Raw genomic sequence first — 16216 nt, forward strand, 5'->3', positions numbered from 1 at the left:
CGCGCTCCCGGCGTACGCCACGCTCGCCTCCGTCCTCCCGTGGACGCCGTCCGGGCGTTCGGCGACCAGGCCCCTGCGACGTCCAGGAACAGCAGGGGGCGGCTCACGGGGGGACTCCGTACGGTCAGGCGCGTGGTCCGGCCGGCGGAACTTCAGGCCGCCGCCAACTCCTCGTACAGGGCCAGCAGTCCGTCGGCCCTCTCGCGGCCGGCCGGCAGCAGCGGTGCGCGCACCGGGCCTGCGGGCAGCCCGAGGCGGGTGAGGAGGGCCTTGGCGGTGACCGTGCCCGGCAGGCCCGCGGCCATCATCGCCTCGATCAACGGCGTGGCGCGCAGCTGGAGTTCGCGCGCCCGGGCCGTGTCGCCCGCGTCGAAGGCCTCGAGGATCGCGGCGACGGGGCCGGGGACGGCGTTCGCGACCGTGCTGACACAGCCCGCCGCGCCGGTCGCGTACAGGGCCAGGACGTGCTCGTCGCAGCCCGCGTAGTACGCCAACTCCGTGTGCGCCAGCACCTTCTGGGTGCCGAGGAAGTCGTAGGAGCAGTCCTTGACCGCCACGATCCGCGGATGTTCCGCGAGCCGGATCACCGTGTCCGGTTCGATCCGGGTGCCGGTGCGGCCCGGAATGTCGTAGAGCATCACGGGCACCCCGCTCGCGTCCGCGACCTGGCGGAAGTGCGCCTCCACCGCCTCCTGCGGGGGCCGGCTGTAGTACGGCGTCACGACCAGCACCCCGTCGGCGCCCGCCTTCTGCGCCGCGAGCGCCAGCTCGACGGTGTGCCGGGTGTCGGCGCTGCCCACGCCCGCGACCAGGGGCACCCCGTCGCCGACCGCCTCCCGGACGGCCGCGACCAGTTCCGCCTTCTCCGCGTCCGTGGTGGTCGGCGACTCGCCCGTGGTGCCGTTCAGCACCAGGCCGTCGCAGCCCTCGGCCACCAGGTGCGCGGCCAGGTCCCGGGCCCCGTCCAGATCGAGGGCGCCCGCCTCGGTGAAGGGCGTGATCATCGCGCAGAGGGTGCGGCCGAAGGGCCGGGCGGGGGTGCGGGTGCTCGTCATAGGAGTAGTCTCGGCAGCATCACGGTGAAGCTCTACTTAATTCTTCTTAGAGATATTGATAAGCATTGCTGACGAGACCGGGTCGACGGCCGGTTGCCCTGTGTCCAACTCGGCCCCTCATGGGTCACTATGGCCGAAGGGTCACCGACGTCACTCATGGGAGGCACCATGAAGCTCGGCAAGGCACTGGCCACCGGGGTCGCCGAGGAGCGGCCGCTCATCCGGGAGGAGGCCGTTCGCGAAGAGGAGATCCCGCTCCGTGCGGACGCCGTCACCGTCGAACCGGCCGAGCCGGCCCGCGAAGAGGTCCCGGCCGCACGATGAGGCTGCGGCTCCCGGCGGAACGCCCGGCGGAGCCGCCGAACGGATACAAGATCGCCCACCCGGTGCTGTCCCAGGACGGCACCAGGGCCGGGTTCACCGGTGTGTCGCTCGGCGGCGCGCTGCCGTACGGCGTGCTCGACGCCGCCGCCTGCGTCTACGGCCGACGGCACCGCCCGCCCGCGCGGCTGTGCGACTGCGGTTTCCACTGCGTCCATGACCGCGCCGCCGCCGAGGCGATGCTGTGCACGGCCGAGCACCGCACGGCACTCCTGCTGGAGGTCACCGTGCTCGGCGCCTACATCCGTTTCGAGCGCGGATTCCGCTACGCCCGTCAGCGGGTGCGCACGGCCACCGCCGGTCCGTGCGCCTGCGGCGCCACCGCCGTCGCGCTGGCCGACGCCGGCTGGGGCCGCCCCGGCTGGCGTGCCCTCGTCCCCGTCTGCGCCGGCTGTGTGCGCGGCCGTACGTCCGTCTCGCTCGCCGGTTTCGCCCGGCTGGCCGGGGAGGGGCTGAAGGTCGTGGCGCGCGGCGGCGGTACGGGACTCCCGTCGGCCGGGCCGGCGTCCGGCGCGGAGCCGGGCGTGCCCGAACTCGTCGCCGAGGCCGCGCTGTTGCAGGCGCGCCTCGACTGGTTCCAGAGCCAGCTCGCCCGCCTCGGCGAACGCGGCCCCTGAGGACCGGACCCGGCCTGACGAGAGGGCGGTGTCCTCGCGTCGCGCACACCCTCGCACCGAAAACTCGATCCGTCTGGACAAAAAAAGTTTTCGGTGCGAGGGTGGACGCATGCTGGACGTGACCGTGATCGAGGACCCCGAGGCGGCGGCCGTGTCGCTGGACCCCATCAGGGCCCGGCTGCTCGCCGAACTGGCCGCCGCACCCGCGTCGGCGGCGATGCTGGCCGGCAAGGTCGGGCTGCCCCGGCAGAAGGTGAACTACCACCTCAAGGCGCTGGAGCGGCACGGCCTGGTCGAGCTGGCCGGAGAGCGCCGCAAGGGCAATGTCACCGAGCGGCTGATGCGCGCGACCGCCGCGTCGTACGTCATCTCGCCCGCCGCCCTGCCCGCCGTGCAGCCCGACCCGGACCGGTTCCGCGACCAGCTCTCCGCGCGCTGGCTGCTCGCGCTCGGCGCCCGCCTGGTGCGGGACGTCGGCGCGCTGATCACCGGCGCCGCCCGGGCCAGGAAGCGGCTGGCGACCTATGCCCTGGACGGCCAGGTCCGCTTCGCCTCCGCCGCCGACCGCGCGGCCTTCGTGCAGGAGCTGACGGCGGGCGTGAGCGCCCTCGTCCGCAAGTACGACGCCCCCGGCGCCGAGGGCGGCCGCGACCACCGGATCGTCGTCGCCCTCCACCCCACGGTCAAGGAGCCCACGGTCAAGGAGCCTGCGGCCGAGGACCCCGCGGCCGAGGACCAGCCCACCCCCGCACTGGACCAGTAAGCAGGAGCCCCGCCATGTCCAAGGAATTCGAGATCGTCCGCGAGTTCGAGGTCGACGTCCCGCCCGAGAAGGTCTGGGAGGCCGTCACCACCGGAACCGGTGGCTATTTGTGGCCGATGGACCCGCCCGAGCCCCGGGTCGGCGGCTCGGGACCCTTCGGATCCACCGTCACCGCCTGGGACCCGCCCCACCGCTACACCAACCGCAGCGAGGACGTCGGATTCCCGACCCAGTCCCTGAACCAGCTCGACTACACCATCGAGCCCCGCGACGAGGGCCGCCGCGCCTGGGTGCGCTATGTGCACAGCGGCATCTTCACCGACGACTGGAACAACCAGTACGACGGCGCGAGCAAGCACACCAACTTCTATCTGCACACCCTGTGCGAGTACCTCACGCACTTCGCGCCCCGGCCGGTCACCTTCGCCCAGCTGAACGGGCCCGCGGCCTCGGCGACCCAGGAGGCGCTCGCCGCCGTCGCCCACGCCCTGGGCCTCGCGGACGACGCGGCCGCCGGCGCGAAGGCCGCCGTCCAGGGACCCGCCGGGCGGACCCTGGACGCCGTACTCGACTACCGCAGCCCGTACTTCATCGGGCTGCGCACCGACAGCGCCCTCATCCGGTTCTTCGGGCGCGGCCACTGGGGCGCCCCGCTCGGCATCAGCATCCACGACTTCGCGCCGGACGCCGACGCCGAGACGAACGAGAGGGCGTGGCAGGCCTGGCTGAACGGGGTGTTCAGCCAGGCGTGACCACCCTGATCAGGGGCGGAAGCGCAGCACCTGCGGGTCGTGGTCGCTGATCTGGTCGTTGAACTCCGAGTTGATGTGCACGCTGTCGTACTCGAAGTCGCCGCCGCAGCGGATCGCCGGGCTGATCAGGATCTGGTCGAGGACCTGCTCGTTGCCCTGGTAGTCGTAGGTGTAACGCTCGCTCCTCGGCAGGGACTTGATCGCCGACCACAGCTCGCCGTCGCCCTCGAGGATCTTCGCGGTGCCGGAGAACTCGAAGTCGTTCATGTCGCCGAGCGCGATGACGTTCGCGTTCTTCTGGACCTTCAGGATGTCCTTCACGAACGCGTTGACCTCGGTGGCCTGCGCGTGGCGCTGGACCTCCGAGCTGCGCGCCGGCGGCTGGTACTGCGAGGCCAGGCCCTGGTCGCCGCCCTTGGAGACCAGGTGGTTGGCGATCACGAAGACGGTCTTGCCGTGGAAGACGAACTGGCCGGCCAGCGGCTTGCGGCTGTCCTTCCAGGCCGCGTTCGCCGGGTCGATCCGGCCCGGCGAGGCCGTCAGTTCGGCCTTGCCGTTCACCTTGGTGACGCCGACCGCGGTGGTGGAGTCGCCGCCGGGGCGGTCCACGAAGGACACCCGTGCGGGGTTGAACAGGAACACCTGGCGGATGTTGCCGCCCGGCTCGCCGCCGTCCTGGTCGTTGACCGGGTTGATCGAGCGCCAGTCGTACTTCGGGCCGCCCGCCGCGACGATCGCGTCGATCAGCTTGTTCACCGTCACGCTCGCGTCGACCGTGCCGTCGTCCGTGGCGCCGTTGTTGTCCTGGATCTCCTCCAGGGACACGATGTCCGGCGACTGCAGGTTGTTCACGATCGCCGCGGCGTGCTGGTCGAACGTGTTGTCCGACGGGTCGAGGTTCTCGACGTTGTACGTCGCCACCGCCAGCTCACGGCCCGACTGCTTGCGCGTGGTCTCGCGCTGCAGCCCGCCGCTCTTCAGCGTGCCGAGCTGGTTCGCGACCAGTGTGTAGCCGCCGAACTGGTTGTAGTCCAGCGGGCCGGTGGTGGTGCCCTGCAGCGTGTCGCCGACGTTCGCCTTCGGGAAGTCCGCGCTCGGGCCCAGCGACTGGATCTGGAGCCGGCCGGTGTTCTGCGAGTCGTAGGAGCCGTAGACCGTGCCGCCGCGGCGATTGCGGTGCTCGTGCGGCTTCACCGTCACCCACAGCTCGCTGTAGGGGTCGGTGCGGGTGACCACGCGGGTGTTCTCGACCTGGACGTTCATGCCCTCCAGGGACTCGTAGTAGTCCAGGGCGTACTGCGACGGCTGCAGGGTCAGCGCGTTGATCGAGCCGTTCGCGGCCGCGCTGCCGGCCGGCGCGTAGGCGCTCGGGACCGACTTCGCGTCGATGACGACCGGCGCCGGGACCGCGTTGCCGGTGGAGACGGTGGTGACCGCCGGCTTGGTGATCTCCGTCAGCGACTGGTTGCCGGAGGAGGTGCCGCCCGGGACGTACTCGGAGACCGTGCCGGTCACCGTCACCGAGTCGCCGACCGCGGCCTTCGGCGTGGAGCCGGTGAAGACGAACACGCCCTCGCTGGTGCGCGGGTCGTCGTCCGGGTTCGGGTCCTGCATCCAGAAACCTCTGGAGGAGCCGTACGTGCGCGTGGCCGTGACGATGCCGGGCACGTCCGTCACCTGCTGGCCCGCGAGAGGCGATATTCGGGTGGTGCCCTGGATGTCGTGGATGCGCACCGAGTCGGCGTGCGCGGGCGAGGTGAGCACGACGGCCGACGCCGCGCTGCAGACGGCGGCGACGGTGAGCGCGGCGAGGCGCGCGGAAGACCTGCTCGGCAAGGGATCCCTCCGGGGACGTGACGAAGCGCCGGTACGAGGTGGGACACGAGGGCGGAACGGGAGCGTGCGGGGCTCGTCGCCCTCCGTGACACGCGTAGAGCCGAGTGAACAGTTGTCCCCCGATTTCTACGCGCGTCAATCTCCAGCCTGCGTAGGGGAGTTGTCAAGGTTTCGGCCATGTACGGTGGCCGACGGAGAGATGAACCGGGCGGCATGGGTGGAAATCCGTCTAGGCTGAGCGGTCGAGCCCGTTCACGGTCCGAGGAGAACCAGCCGATGTCAGACAGCTCCCCCCTGCCGCCGGTGCGGCTGCACCCCGAAGCGGAGCTGGCGCGCGCCGCGCTGTCCACGCCGTTGCTCTCCCGCGCCGTCCGCCTCGCCCGCTGGGCCGGCCCCGCCACCCGCGTGGACGCCGGCGGCGCACTGGTCGAGGAACAGCTTCCGGCCGCCGCCGAACTGCTCGGACTGACCGGGGACGACGCCGCCGCGTGCGCCAGTGAGGCCTGGCGGGTCGCGGTGGACGCCGCACTGGTCGAGATCGTGGACGAGGAGGAGGGCACGGTCCGGGCGGGGGAGGAGCTGGCGCTGCTCACCGGCGGCTCCCCGCGCGATGTGCTCACCGTGTGGCTCGCCGCCCTGGAGACCGTCCTCGCCGATGCCGCCGTACCCGACCTGGACGACCTGGTCGACGCGCTGGAGGAGGGCGGCGAGGTCGATTTCTCGTCACTCGACTGGGACCCGGAGGTCGAGGCGGAGTTCCTCGACGGCGTCCTCGGCAACCTCTATCTGCTGACCGTGAGTGAGGACGGCCCCGGCGACGGTCCCGTTCCGCTGCCCGCCCTCGCCGCCTCGATGATCGTCCCCGACGACATGGGCGAGCCCACCAACGACGTCCTGGAGCAGGTCTCCAACGCGATGATGCGGCTCGACGACCAGTTCCGGGCGCTGGAGCCGATCGGGCTCGTGGCCTACCAGCCGGTGGACGAGGCACTCATGGCCGACGCCGACCAGGAGCCCGCCGCGCCGGTGGACGACACCGATGTCTCCCGCTACGGCATGGTCCGGCTCACCCCGCTCGGCGCGTACGGGCTGCGGGCACGGCTGCTGGACGCCGGGTTCGCGGCGCCGGCCGTCGGTGAACTCGCCGACAAGGGCGCGGACGTCCTGCTCGACGGCACGGCCGGATTCGGGCCGTCCGCCGCCCAGGCCGAGACCGAGCAGTGGCTGACGCGGCGTGAACCGCTCGCCGCGGCACGGGAGTTGCTCGCCGCCGCCCGGGGTGCGGACGAAGGGGCGCCGCTGCGGCGGCTGCGCTGCCAGCAGGCCCTGTCGCTGATCGGCGGGGAGGCCGAGCCGGCGCTGCGGGAGGTGCTGGACGATCCGGAGCTGGGAGGCCTCGCCCGGGTGTGGCTGACCGAACAGGGCGCCGCCGGGGTGCCGGCACCGTCCGAGGAGATGGTGTTCTGGCTGACCATCGACACGGTCGCCGCGCAGCTCGCGGCCGAGGGCAACTCCGAGGAACTGCAGGCCCTGGTCGAGGGGCTGGCCGCGCAGCACAGGGGGTTCTTCGCCGCGGCCTGGCGCGTGGAGCACCAGGCCACCGCCGATGTGCTCGAGGCGATGGGCCGGCTGCACCCGGACAAGAAGGTGGCGAAGGAAGCCAGGAAGGCGGCCTTCAAGGCACGCTCCCAGCAAGGGAGTTGAGAGGCCTCCTGGCAGGGCGGGAGTCCCCGAACCGGGTGGAGGTCACCGGCCCCGCGGGAGCGGTGATTAATTCGTTCGCCTGATCCGTGGTCGTACCCCTAGAGTGATCAACGTCCAGGTGCGACAGGCAGGACCTACTTCCACTCTTAATGGGGAGGCCGCGGGTTCGAGTCCCGCCACCGGCTCCGACAGGCCGGTGTAGCTCAGGGGTCAGAGCACCATCGTCGGTTCCGCCGGCCCAGATCTCTGGACACCGAAAACTTCACGCACCTCCCGGTGCGCGGGCAGCGGTTACTTCGTTGTGATCGAAATCAGAACCGCCGCCGACCAGATCTCGGGAGGCGCGGCACATGGTGGGTGCCCGGTGCGCAGGCAGCGGATACTTCAGGGCCCTGGTCCGTAAGGGTGCGGGTTCGAATCCCGTCACCGGCCCGGCGCCGGTGTGGCGGAACAGGAAGACGCGCCAGGTTACAGTCCCGTCGCCGACTCCCGATCTCGGGCACCCTCCTTTTGCCGTGCCTCCCTCCGAAACCGAAGTGAATTCGGGGGAGTTCACCATGGCGCGATTCAACACGCGTGCCGCCAAGGCGCAGCCGAAGTCGGCGGTCACCTCGACCGGCCGGGTCCTGCGGACCTACGAGGGCGGCCGGGGGCAGGAGCGCGAGCCGCGTTCCGAGCTGTTCCTGCTGGCGGTGTCCCACTTCCTCGGGGACACCTTCTACGAGAAGGCCGAGGACCGCGACGACCGCTTCACCCGTCTCGTCCGCGACCTCGCCGTCAGCGACCCGGACTGGACGGCCGGCCTGCTCGGCTGGCTGCGCGGTGAGGGCAACATGCGGACGGCGTCGATCGTGGGCGCCGCCGAATACGTACATGCCCGGCTGACGGCCGGCGCGACCGACGGCCCGTCGAACCGGCAGGTCGTGGCCGGTGTCCTCCAGCGCCCGGACGAGCCCGGCGAACTGCTCGCGTACTGGACGTCGACGTACGGCCGCGCGATTCCCAAGCCCGTCAAGCGCGGGGTCGCCGACGCCGTACGACGGCTGTACCACGCCAAGTCGCTGCTGAAGTACGACACCGCGTCCAAGGGCTACCGCTTCGGCGACATCCTCAACCTGGTGCACGCGGCGCCGGACCCGGACAAGCCGTGGCAGGGCGAGCTGTTCCGGTACGCGCTCGACCGGCGGCACAACCCTGACACGGCCGTGCCGCCCGCGTCGCTCCCGCAGCTCACCGCGCACCGCGAGCTGATGGCACTGCCGGTGCAGGAGCGGCGGGCGGTCGTCACCTCGCCCGGCGGCGCCGAGCGGCTGGCGGCGGCCGGCATCACCTGGGAGGCGCTGGCCGGCTGGCTCCAGGGCCCGATGGACAAGGCGGCCTGGGAGGCCGTGATCCCGTCCATGGGCGCGATGGCCCTGGTCCGCAACCTGCGCAACTTCGACGAGGCCGGAGTGTCCGACGAGGTCGCGGCCCAGGTGGCGGCGAAGCTGAGCGACCCGGCGCAGGTCGCGCGCTCGCGGCAGTTCCCGTTCCGCTACCTCGCCGCCCACCGGCACGCGCCGTCGCTGCGCTGGTCCTACCCGCTGGAGCAGGCGCTCGGCCACTCGCTGGCCAACGTGCCCGCGCTGCCGGGCCGGACGCTGGTCCTGGTCGACCGGTCGGGCTCGATGTTCTGGTCGCCGGTCTCCGAGCGCTCGCAGCTCACCCGGGCCGACGCGGCGGCGGTCTTCGGCACCGCGCTCGCGCTGCGGGCGGCGGACGCCGACCTGGTGGAGTTCGGTACGACGAGCCGTGCGGTGCGGTTCGGCAAGGGCGAGTCGGTGCTGAAGATCCTGGACCGTTTCGGCGACCTGGGCGGCACGGACACCACCGACGCGGTGCGCCGGCACTACCGGAGGCACGACCGGGTCCTGATCATCACCGACGAGCAGTACGCCCCGAACCGGCATGGCGACCCGACCGCCCAGATCCCGGCCGACGTGCCCGTCTACACCTGGAACCTGGAGGGCTACCGGGCGGGCCACGGGCCGTCGGGCGCGGGGAACCGGCACACCTTCGGAGGCCTTTCGGACGCGGCCTTCCGGATGGTGCCCCTGCTCGAGGCCGCCCGGGACGCGAACTGGCCGTGGCAGGCCTGACCGGCATGCGGACCTGAGCGGCGTCCGGACCTGAGTGCGGCCCGTGCTTCCACGGGGTGCGGGCCACACCCTTGCCCGGACCCGGTCCGCCGAGCCGACACGCGCGGCCGACGACCGCTTCGCCGCCGCACGGCGGCACGATCGGCCTGGTCCGGCGCGGGGAGACCGGCCGGGCCTCCACCGTGCTCCACGCCCACCTCGGCGGCCGGCCGGCCCTGAACGCCTGCAGCGCGCTGTTCCGGACGAACACGCGCGAGGGCGGCCCGGGGGGAGCGGGCCATGATGGAGGTGTGCCCGGTCCCTCGACGCCCGGCCCGGCGGCGGCCCCCGGCCGTCTCGAGTCGGGTCCCACACCCCGGACCGCCGTGGCGTGGCTGCCTCCGGCGGAGCTGTGGCCCGCCATCCAGCGCATCCGTGTCGCGCACGACCCGCAGATCCGCCGCTGGCCGCCCCATGTGAACCTGGTCTTCGGCTTCGTACCGGAGGAGGACTTCCCGGCGGCGCTCCCGCTGCTGGCCGCCGCGGCGGCGCAGTGCGAGCCCTTCGACATCCGGCTCGGCGGGGTCCGCTTCTTCCGCCACCGGTCCTACGCCACGGTGTGGCTCGACCCCGCGGCGGCCGGCGTGGCTCCCTGGCGGGAGCTGCGGCGCGTGCTGGCGGAGCCCTTCCCGTACTGCACGGACCGTTTCCCGCGTTTCACCCCGCACCTCTCGCTCGGGCGCACCTGCGTCCCGCGCGCCCTCGCGGCCGAATGCGCCGCCCGGCTCGGTGTGCTGCACGCGCGCGTGGCCGACGTCGCAGTGCTGGCCCGTCGCGAGGCCGGCCCCATGCGGACGCGCGCCACGATCGGCCTGGGCACCGGCGAGGTGCACCGGCGCCTGGGGCCGGACCCGGTGGACGGTGGATACGGGCCGCCGGAGCGGCACTGACCGGGCGAGGCGGGTCCCGATAGGATTCGGGGAGAATCCCCGGTCTGCGAGGAGTATCCGGATGCCGCAGGTCAGGCCCATGCGCGCGGACGCTCGGCGCAACTATGAGCGGTTGCTGCAGGTGGCGGCCCAGGCCTTCGCCGAGCATGGCGAGAACGCCTCGCTCGACGACATCGCCAAGCGGGCGGGCGTCGGCTCCGGCACGCTGTACCGCCACTTCCCGACGCGGCAGGCGCTGCTGGAGGCCGCGTACGTGGACCGCATCGAGGCGCTGGGGGCGCGGGCCGACGAGCTGGCCGGGGAGCTGGCGCCGGGTGAGGCGCTGATGGCGTGGCTGTACGAGCTGTGCGTCGGCACGATCCAGGTGCGCGGGATGAAGGCGCTGCTGGGGTCGGCGGTCACGGACGGCAGTACGGCGGCGGGGGCGGCGTGCGGGACGACGGTGCGCGGGGCGGCGAGCCGGTTGATCGAGGCGGCACAGGCCGAGGGCTCGCTGCGGGCCGACCTGGAGCCGATGGAACTGCTGCGGCTGGCCCACGGGGTGGCGAGGGCGTCGGAGATGGCGGACGCGCAGGGCAACCGGATCCGCCGCTATCTGACCCTGCTGACGGAGGGCCTGCGGCCGTAGCGGCCGCAGGCCCTCCGTCAGCGCCCGCGGCCTACAGCGCCTTCGCGCCCGGCTCCACCATGTTTCTGACCGTGCGGGCCTTGACGAAGTCGCCCAGTGCCGTCATGTCCCACTCGCCGGAGAACTGGCGGATGAGCTTGGCCATCATGACGCCCGTCTGCGGCTCGGCGTGGGTGAGGTCGAAGCGGACCAGCTCCTCGTCCGTGGCCGCGTCCACCAGGCGGCAGTAGGCCTTGGCGATCTCCGTGAACTTCTGGCCGGAGAAGGAGTTCACCGTGAAGACCAGGCCGGTGACCTCCTGCGGGAGCCGGCCGAGGTCGACCACGATCACCTCGTCGTCGCCTCCGCCCTCACCGGTGAGATTGTCCCCCGAGTGCTTGATCGCGCCGTTCAGGATCGTCAGCTTGCCGAAGTAGCAGCTGTCGATGTGGTTGCGCTGCGGGCCGTAGGCGATGACCGAGGCGTCCAGGTCGATGTCCGCGCCGTGGAACGCCGGCTCCCAGCCGAGGCCCATCTTCACCTGGGAGAGCAGCGGGCGCCCCGCCTTGACCAGGGACACGGTCTGGTTCTTCCGCAGGCTGACCCGGCCCTTGTCCAGGTTGACCTTCCCGGCGCCGGGAACCGGAGCCGGCGGCGCGGGCGGGGCCGCGGGGGCGGGGGGAGCCGACGGGGCGGACACCGGCGGGGCCACGGGCTGCTGGGGCGGGGCCGTCGCCGCGGGGGCCGGCTCCTGCACCGTCACCCCGAAGTCCGTCGCGATGCCGGCCAGGCCGTCGGCGTACCCCTGGCCCACCGCGCGGGCCTTCCAGGTGCCGCCGCGGCGGTAGATCTCCACGACGACCAGTGCCGTCTCCGTGCCGAGCTGGGGCGGGGTGAACGTGGCCAGCACGGCGCCGGCGGCCGCGTCGCGGATCGTGGCCGTCGGCTCGATGCCCTGGAAGGTCTGGCCGGCCGCGTCCGGGCTGGCGGTGACCACGATCTTCTCGATGTCCGGCGGGACGGCGGCGGTGTCGACCGTGACCGAGTCGGGGGCCGAACCCCCGCCGGACGTGTAGGTCACGCCCGGGCCCGCCGGCTGGTTGTAGAAGATGAAGTCGTCGTCCGAGCGCACCTTGCCGTCGCCCGTGAGCAGCAGGCCCGACACGTCGAGCCGCACGGGCGCGGCCACGTCCACCGTGACACGGGCGGCCGGAAGGGGGATGTTCGAGCCAGGGGTCATAGCTGTCATGCCGGTTGAACGAACGACACCGTTTTACCGTTCCCTTACCCAACCCCCGATCGGCTCAGGGCACCACGACGATCTTCCGCCCCACCCCCGCCGCGAACTGCTCCAGCGCCTGCGGGTAGCGCTCCAGCGGGATCCGGTCACTGATGAAGACCTGCGGATCCAGCACCCCGTTCGCGAACAGCTCCGCCGCCCGCTCGAAGCTGTGCAGCACCGCCATGGAGCCGGTGATCGTGATCTCCTGGTTGTAGATCCGGTACGGGTCGATGGTCACCCGGGTCGCGTAGTCGGCCACCCCGAACTGCAGGAACGTGCCCGCCTTCGCCACCCGGCCGAGGCCGTCCTGGATCGCGGCGGCGTTGCCGGTCGCGTCCACGACCACGTCCCAGCCCTGCGGGCGGTCCAGTTCGTCCGCGCTCGCCGCCGAGGCGGACACCCCCAGCTGCCGCGCCGTCTCCAGCCGCGCCGGGTTCACGTCCACCACGTCCACGCTCGCCGCGCCGGTCCGCTTGGCCAGCTCCAGCATCATCAGGCCCATCGTTCCCGAGCCGTAGACCAGGACATGGGCGCCGAGGCGGGACCGGAGGACGTCGTAGCCGCGCACCGCGCAGGACAGGGGTTCCACCAGGGCCGCGTCCTCGGTGCGCACGTGCTCCGGCAACTTCACGCAGTTGGCCACCGGCGCGACGGCGTACTGCGCCGCCCCGCCCGCCGTCGTCACGCCGATCGCGGCCCACCGCTCGCACAGGTTGTTGTGGCCGCTGCGGCAGTAACGGCACTCGTAGCAGTACAGGGAGGGGTCCACGGCCACCCGGTCGCCGGGCGCCAGCTCGGTGACCTGGCCGCCGACGCCGACCACCTCGCCCGCGAACTCGTGCCCGGGCACGATCGGCAGCTTGGGCGCGAACTCGCCCTGGAGGATGTGCAGATCGGTGCCGCACAGTCCGCAGGCCGCCACCTCGACGACGACCTCGCGCGGGCCCGGCGTCGGGTCCGGCACCTCGGTGACGACGGCGCGGCCCACGGACTCGATGACGGCGGCCTTCATTTCACGGCTCCAAGCGACAGGCCCTGGACCAGCTTGTCCTGGGCGGCGAACCCCGCGGCGAGCACCGGCAGGGAGATGACGAGCGACGCGGCGCACACCTTGGCCAGGAACAGGCCCTGGCTGGTGATGAAGCCGGTCAGGAAGACGGGGGCGGTCTCGGCGACCACGCCCGTCAGGACTCGGGCGAACAGCAGCTCGTTCCAGCTGAAGATGAAGCAGATCAGGGCGGTGGCGGCGATGCCGGGCAGCGCGATCGGGGCGACCACGCGCGCGAGGACGGTCGGCAGGCGGGCCCCGTCCACGCGCGCGGCCTCGATGACGGCGACCGGCACCTCGGCGAGGAAGGACTGCATCATCCACACCGCGATCGGCAGGTTCATGGCGGTGTAGAGGATGACCAGGAGCCAGATGTTGTCGAGCATCCCGGCGTTCTTGGCGAAGAGGTAGATCGGCAGCAGGCCCGCCACGACCGGCAGCATCTTGGTGGACAGGAAGAAGAACAGCACGTCCGTCCACTTCTTCACCGGCCGGATCGACAGCGCGTACGCCGCAGGCAGGGCCAGGAGCAGGACGCACAGGGTGGAGACCACCGACGCCACCGTGGAGTTGATCAGCGCCGGCCACGGGCTCGCCCCGCCGCCGCTGCCGAAGAACTCGCGGTAGCCGTCGAGCGTCAGCGACGCCGTGAAGGACGGCGGGTTGGTCGCCGCGTCGGACTCCGAGTGGAACGACGTCAGCGCCATCCAGGCGATCGGCAGGAAGAACACGATCCCGGCCAGCCAGGCCACGAGGCCCAGTCCGTGCCGGCGCAGTACGGCGGTCATGCGCGGGACACCTCCTCGCGGAACAGGGACGACACCACGCGCAGGGCGAAGGTCGCGATGACGATCGAGCCGATGACGACCAGGACGCCGGCGGCCGAGGCGAGGCCGTTCTCATGGGCCTGGTAGAAGCTCTGGTAGACGGTGTAGGGCAGGTTCGCCGTGCCCAGTCCGCCGGACGTGATCGTGAAGACCGCGTCGAAGTTCTGCACGATGTAGATCGAGCCGAGCAGGGCGCCCAGTTCGAGGTAGCGGCGCAGGTGCGGCAGTGTCAGATGGCGGAAGATCTGCCAGTCGTTCGCGCCGTCGACCCGCGCGGCCTCGATCTGCTGCTGGTCGCGGCTCTGCAGCCCGGCGAGCAGGATCAGCATCATGAACGGCGTCCACTGCCACACCAGGGAGGCCTCGACCGCGAGCAGCGGGGTGTTGGAGATCCAGTCCGGCTGCGGTCCGCCCACATAGTGCAACAACCCGTTCAGCAGGCCGTATTCAGGGTTGTAGAGCACATGCTTCCAGAGCAGGGCCGCGGCGACCGGGACCACCAGGAAGGGCGCGATGAGCAGGGTGCGGACGATGCCCCGGCCGCGGAACCTGCGGTCCAGCAGCAGGGCGAGCGCCAGTCCGAGGACCAGGCTGGCCAGCACGACCGCCACCGTGAGCAGCACGGTCGTCCACACCGAGTGGCGCAGGTCCGGATCGGTCAGCACCTGGTGGTAGTTGTCCAGGCCGGTGAAGTGGCGGGCCTTCGGGTAGAGGGCGTTCCAGTCGAAGAAGGAGATCACCAGCGTGGCCACGAACGGCAGCTGGGTCACGGCGATCATGAAGACGAGGGCCGGCAGCAGCGGGGCCCGGGTGGCCCAGGCGCGCAGCCGGGCCGAGGGTTGTTTCACCATGCGTGCGGGGGTGGCCGCGAGGGGGGCCGTGGTCGTCGCTGTCATCGTCCCTCGTACTCCTTGGAGATCTTCTCGGCGAGCGCCTGCGACTTCTTGAGGGCCGAGCCGACGGACTGCCGTCCGGCGATGGCCGCGCTGATCTCCTGGGAGACCTTGGTGCCGAGGTCGGTGAACTCGGGGATGCCGACGAACTGGATGCCGGGCGCGGGGCGCGGCTGCACGCCGGGATCGTTCGGGCGGGCGCCCTCGATGGCCTCCTTGGTCATCTCCTGGAAGGCGGCGGCCGACTTGCGGTAGTCGGCGTTCGTGTACGTCGAGGCCCGCTTGCCGGCCGGGACGTCCGGCCAGCCGCTGGTCTTGCCGACCAGCTGCTCATAGCCCTTGCTGGACGCCCAGGAGACGAACTTCCAGGCCTTGTCGGGGTTGCGGGACGCCTTCTGGATGCCCCAGGCCCAGGTGTAGAGCCAGCCGGAGGACGGCGTCTTCACGACGGGGGCCGGGACGTAGCCGAGCTTGCCCCTGACCGGCGAGCCCGCCGCCTCCAGCAGCCCGGCCGCGCTCGTGGCGTCGTACCACATGGCGACCTTGCCCTGGGTCATGTCGTTGAGGCACTCGGCGAAGCCGGACTGGGCCGCGCCGGACTCGCCGTGCGCGCGGACGAGATCGACATAGAACTTTGTCGCCTTCTCGAACTCGGGGGAGTCCAGGCGGGCCTTCCACTGCTTGTCGAACCAGGTGCCGCCGAAGGTGTTCACGACCGTCGTCAGCGGCGCCATCAGCTCGCCCCAGCCGGGCAGTCCGCGCAGGCAGATGCCCTTCATCCCGGGCCTGGCGCCGTCCGCCCGCGCGGCGAGGTCCGCGACCTGCTGCCAGGTGGGGTGGGCGGGCATGGTGAGGCCCTTCGCCGCGAACACGTCCTTGCGGTACATCAGGAACGACGACTCGCCGTAGAAGGGCTGCCCGTAGAGCCTGCCGTCGGCGGCGGTGAGGGACTGGCGCATGGGGGCGAGCACGTCCTGCTCGTCGTACGACGGGTCCTTCGCGGCGTAGGAGTCCATCTCGTGCAGCCAGCCGTTGCGGGCGTAGATCGGAATCTCGTAGTTGGACAGGGTGGCCACGTCGTACTGCCCGGCCTGGTTGGCGAAGTCCTGGCTGATCTTGTCGCGGACGTCGTTCTCGGGCAGGACCGTGAAGTTGACCTTGATGCCGGTCTCCTTGGTGAAGTGCGCGGCGGTCAGCTTCTGCAACTCGGTCATCTGCGGGTTGTTCACCATCAGGACGTTGATGGAGTCGCCGCCGGAACCGGACCCGCCCGCCCCGACCCAGCAGCCGGAGAGCAGCGGGGCGAGCAGCGTCCCTGCGGCGGCCATGGCGAGCGTGGCTCGCGGCCTCCGTCGGCTCTGGGTTCGCATGGATCGCTCCTGAA

At 71.8% G+C, this 16216-nt stretch carries 15 protein-coding genes; 8 read left to right on the forward strand and 7 right to left on the reverse strand.

Annotation, left to right across the window (positions count from 1 at the left end; genetic code table 11):
- Window positions 1–152: 152 nt before the first annotated feature.
- Window positions 153–1055: a 4-hydroxy-tetrahydrodipicolinate synthase gene (gene dapA, locus A6P39_RS31300; protein WP_079133514.1), complete on the reverse strand. Its 903-nt coding sequence runs from the start codon at window positions 1053–1055 to the stop codon at window positions 153–155.
- A 168-nt stretch (window positions 1056–1223) separates the two neighbouring features.
- On the opposite strand from dapA, the gene A6P39_RS31305 reads away from it, so the two are divergent.
- From A6P39_RS31305 to A6P39_RS31320, 4 genes are all read left to right on the forward strand, one after another.
- Window positions 1224–1379: a hypothetical protein gene (locus tag A6P39_RS31305; RefSeq protein ID WP_199840856.1), complete on the forward strand. Its 156-nt coding sequence runs from the start codon at window positions 1224–1226 to the stop codon at window positions 1377–1379.
- A complete protein-coding gene (locus tag A6P39_RS31310; RefSeq protein WP_067048623.1) occupies window positions 1376–2053 on the forward strand; it encodes a hypothetical protein in 678 nt (225 codons plus the stop codon). The genes A6P39_RS31305 and A6P39_RS31310 overlap by 4 nt, the downstream gene beginning before the upstream one ends.
- Window positions 2054–2162: 109 nt before the next feature.
- A complete protein-coding gene (locus A6P39_RS31315; RefSeq protein ID WP_067048627.1) occupies window positions 2163–2816 on the forward strand; it encodes a helix-turn-helix domain-containing protein in 654 nt (217 codons plus the stop codon).
- Between the two features lie 14 nt (window positions 2817–2830).
- Window positions 2831–3568 carry an SRPBCC family protein gene (locus A6P39_RS31320; RefSeq protein ID WP_067048630.1) on the forward strand — a complete coding sequence of 246 codons (738 nt, stop codon included), beginning with the start codon at window positions 2831–2833 and terminating at the stop codon, window positions 3566–3568.
- Window positions 3569–3577: 9 nt separating this feature from the next.
- Here A6P39_RS31320 and A6P39_RS31325 read toward each other — a convergent pair whose 3' ends face one another.
- Window positions 3578–5404, reverse strand: coding sequence for an endonuclease/exonuclease/phosphatase family protein (locus tag A6P39_RS31325; protein WP_067048634.1), 1827 nt, complete (start codon window positions 5402–5404; stop codon window positions 3578–3580).
- Between the two features lie 276 nt (window positions 5405–5680).
- Here A6P39_RS31325 and A6P39_RS31330 point away from each other — a divergent pair, with 276 nt between their 5' ends.
- The 4 genes from A6P39_RS31330 (at window position 5681) to A6P39_RS31350 (ending at window position 10803) form a co-directional block, all read left to right on the forward strand.
- Window positions 5681–7108 (forward strand): hypothetical protein, encoded by a 1428-nt coding sequence (locus tag A6P39_RS31330; protein WP_067048637.1) that lies wholly within the window; start codon window positions 5681–5683, stop codon window positions 7106–7108.
- 557 nt (window positions 7109–7665) lie between these two features.
- A complete protein-coding gene (locus A6P39_RS31335; protein WP_067048640.1) occupies window positions 7666–9246 on the forward strand; it encodes a TROVE domain-containing protein in 1581 nt (526 codons plus the stop codon).
- A gap of 71 nt (window positions 9247–9317) precedes the next feature.
- Entirely contained in the window at window positions 9318–10175 is an 858-nt protein-coding gene (locus tag A6P39_RS31345) for a 2'-5' RNA ligase family protein (protein WP_234378994.1), read from the forward strand.
- Between the two features lie 61 nt (window positions 10176–10236).
- Complete coding sequence (locus A6P39_RS31350) at window positions 10237–10803, forward strand: TetR/AcrR family transcriptional regulator (RefSeq protein WP_067048643.1); 567 nt, start codon at window positions 10237–10239, stop codon at window positions 10801–10803.
- A gap of 31 nt (window positions 10804–10834) precedes the next feature.
- Here the strand turns inward: A6P39_RS31350 and A6P39_RS31355 are convergent, their stop codons facing one another.
- From A6P39_RS31355 to A6P39_RS31375, 5 genes are all read right to left on the reverse strand, one after another.
- The gene (locus A6P39_RS31355) at window positions 10835–12022 is read right to left on the reverse strand and encodes a TerD family protein (RefSeq protein ID WP_199840857.1); all 1188 of its coding nucleotides are present in this window, start codon (window positions 12020–12022) and stop codon (window positions 10835–10837) included.
- Between the two features lie 64 nt (window positions 12023–12086).
- The gene (locus tag A6P39_RS31360; protein ID WP_067048650.1) at window positions 12087–13076 is read right to left on the reverse strand and encodes a zinc-dependent alcohol dehydrogenase family protein; all 990 of its coding nucleotides are present in this window, start codon (window positions 13074–13076) and stop codon (window positions 12087–12089) included.
- A complete protein-coding gene (locus A6P39_RS31365) occupies window positions 13073–13900 on the reverse strand; it encodes a carbohydrate ABC transporter permease (RefSeq protein ID WP_067048653.1) in 828 nt (275 codons plus the stop codon). Before A6P39_RS31365 ends, A6P39_RS31360 begins: the two co-directional genes overlap by 4 nt.
- Entirely contained in the window at window positions 13897–14835 is a 939-nt protein-coding gene (locus A6P39_RS31370) for a carbohydrate ABC transporter permease (protein WP_067048656.1), read from the reverse strand. Before A6P39_RS31370 ends, A6P39_RS31365 begins: the two co-directional genes overlap by 4 nt.
- Window positions 14832–16202: an ABC transporter substrate-binding protein gene (locus A6P39_RS31375; RefSeq protein ID WP_067048659.1), complete on the reverse strand. Its 1371-nt coding sequence runs from the start codon at window positions 16200–16202 to the stop codon at window positions 14832–14834. The genes A6P39_RS31370 and A6P39_RS31375 overlap by 4 nt, the downstream gene beginning before the upstream one ends.
- Window positions 16203–16216 lie beyond the last annotated feature (14 nt).

Origin of the sequence: Streptomyces sp. FXJ1.172 (assembly GCF_001636945.3) — a bacterium.
Classification (GTDB): Bacteria; Actinomycetota; Actinomycetes; order Streptomycetales; family Streptomycetaceae; genus Streptomyces.

Bases quoted from the DNA above. Each gene is read 5' to 3' on its own strand.
- A6P39_RS31305 (WP_199840856.1), top strand. From the start codon at position 1,224: ATGAAGCTCGGCAAGGCACTGGCCACCGGGGTCGCCGAGGAGCGGCCG.
- A6P39_RS31355 (WP_199840857.1), bottom strand. From the start codon at position 12,022: ATGACCCCTGGCTCGAACATCCCCCTTCCGGCCGCCCGTGTCACGGTG.
- A6P39_RS31335 (WP_067048640.1), top strand. From the start codon at position 7,666: ATGGCGCGATTCAACACGCGTGCCGCCAAGGCGCAGCCGAAGTCGGCG.
- A6P39_RS31370 (WP_067048656.1), bottom strand. From the start codon at position 14,835: ATGACAGCGACGACCACGGCCCCCCTCGCGGCCACCCCCGCACGCATG.
- A6P39_RS31320 (WP_067048630.1), top strand. From the start codon at position 2,831: ATGTCCAAGGAATTCGAGATCGTCCGCGAGTTCGAGGTCGACGTCCCG.
- A6P39_RS31375 (WP_067048659.1), bottom strand. From the start codon at position 16,202: ATGCGAACCCAGAGCCGACGGAGGCCGCGAGCCACGCTCGCCATGGCC.
- A6P39_RS31365 (WP_067048653.1), bottom strand. From the start codon at position 13,900: ATGACCGCCGTACTGCGCCGGCACGGACTGGGCCTCGTGGCCTGGCTG.
- dapA (WP_079133514.1), bottom strand. From the start codon at position 1,055: ATGACGAGCACCCGCACCCCCGCCCGGCCCTTCGGCCGCACCCTCTGC.
- A6P39_RS31330 (WP_067048637.1), top strand. From the start codon at position 5,681: ATGTCAGACAGCTCCCCCCTGCCGCCGGTGCGGCTGCACCCCGAAGCG.
- A6P39_RS31315 (WP_067048627.1), top strand. From the start codon at position 2,163: ATGCTGGACGTGACCGTGATCGAGGACCCCGAGGCGGCGGCCGTGTCG.
- A6P39_RS31350 (WP_067048643.1), top strand. From the start codon at position 10,237: ATGCCGCAGGTCAGGCCCATGCGCGCGGACGCTCGGCGCAACTATGAG.
- A6P39_RS31310 (WP_067048623.1), top strand. From the start codon at position 1,376: ATGAGGCTGCGGCTCCCGGCGGAACGCCCGGCGGAGCCGCCGAACGGA.
- A6P39_RS31360 (WP_067048650.1), bottom strand. From the start codon at position 13,076: ATGAAGGCCGCCGTCATCGAGTCCGTGGGCCGCGCCGTCGTCACCGAG.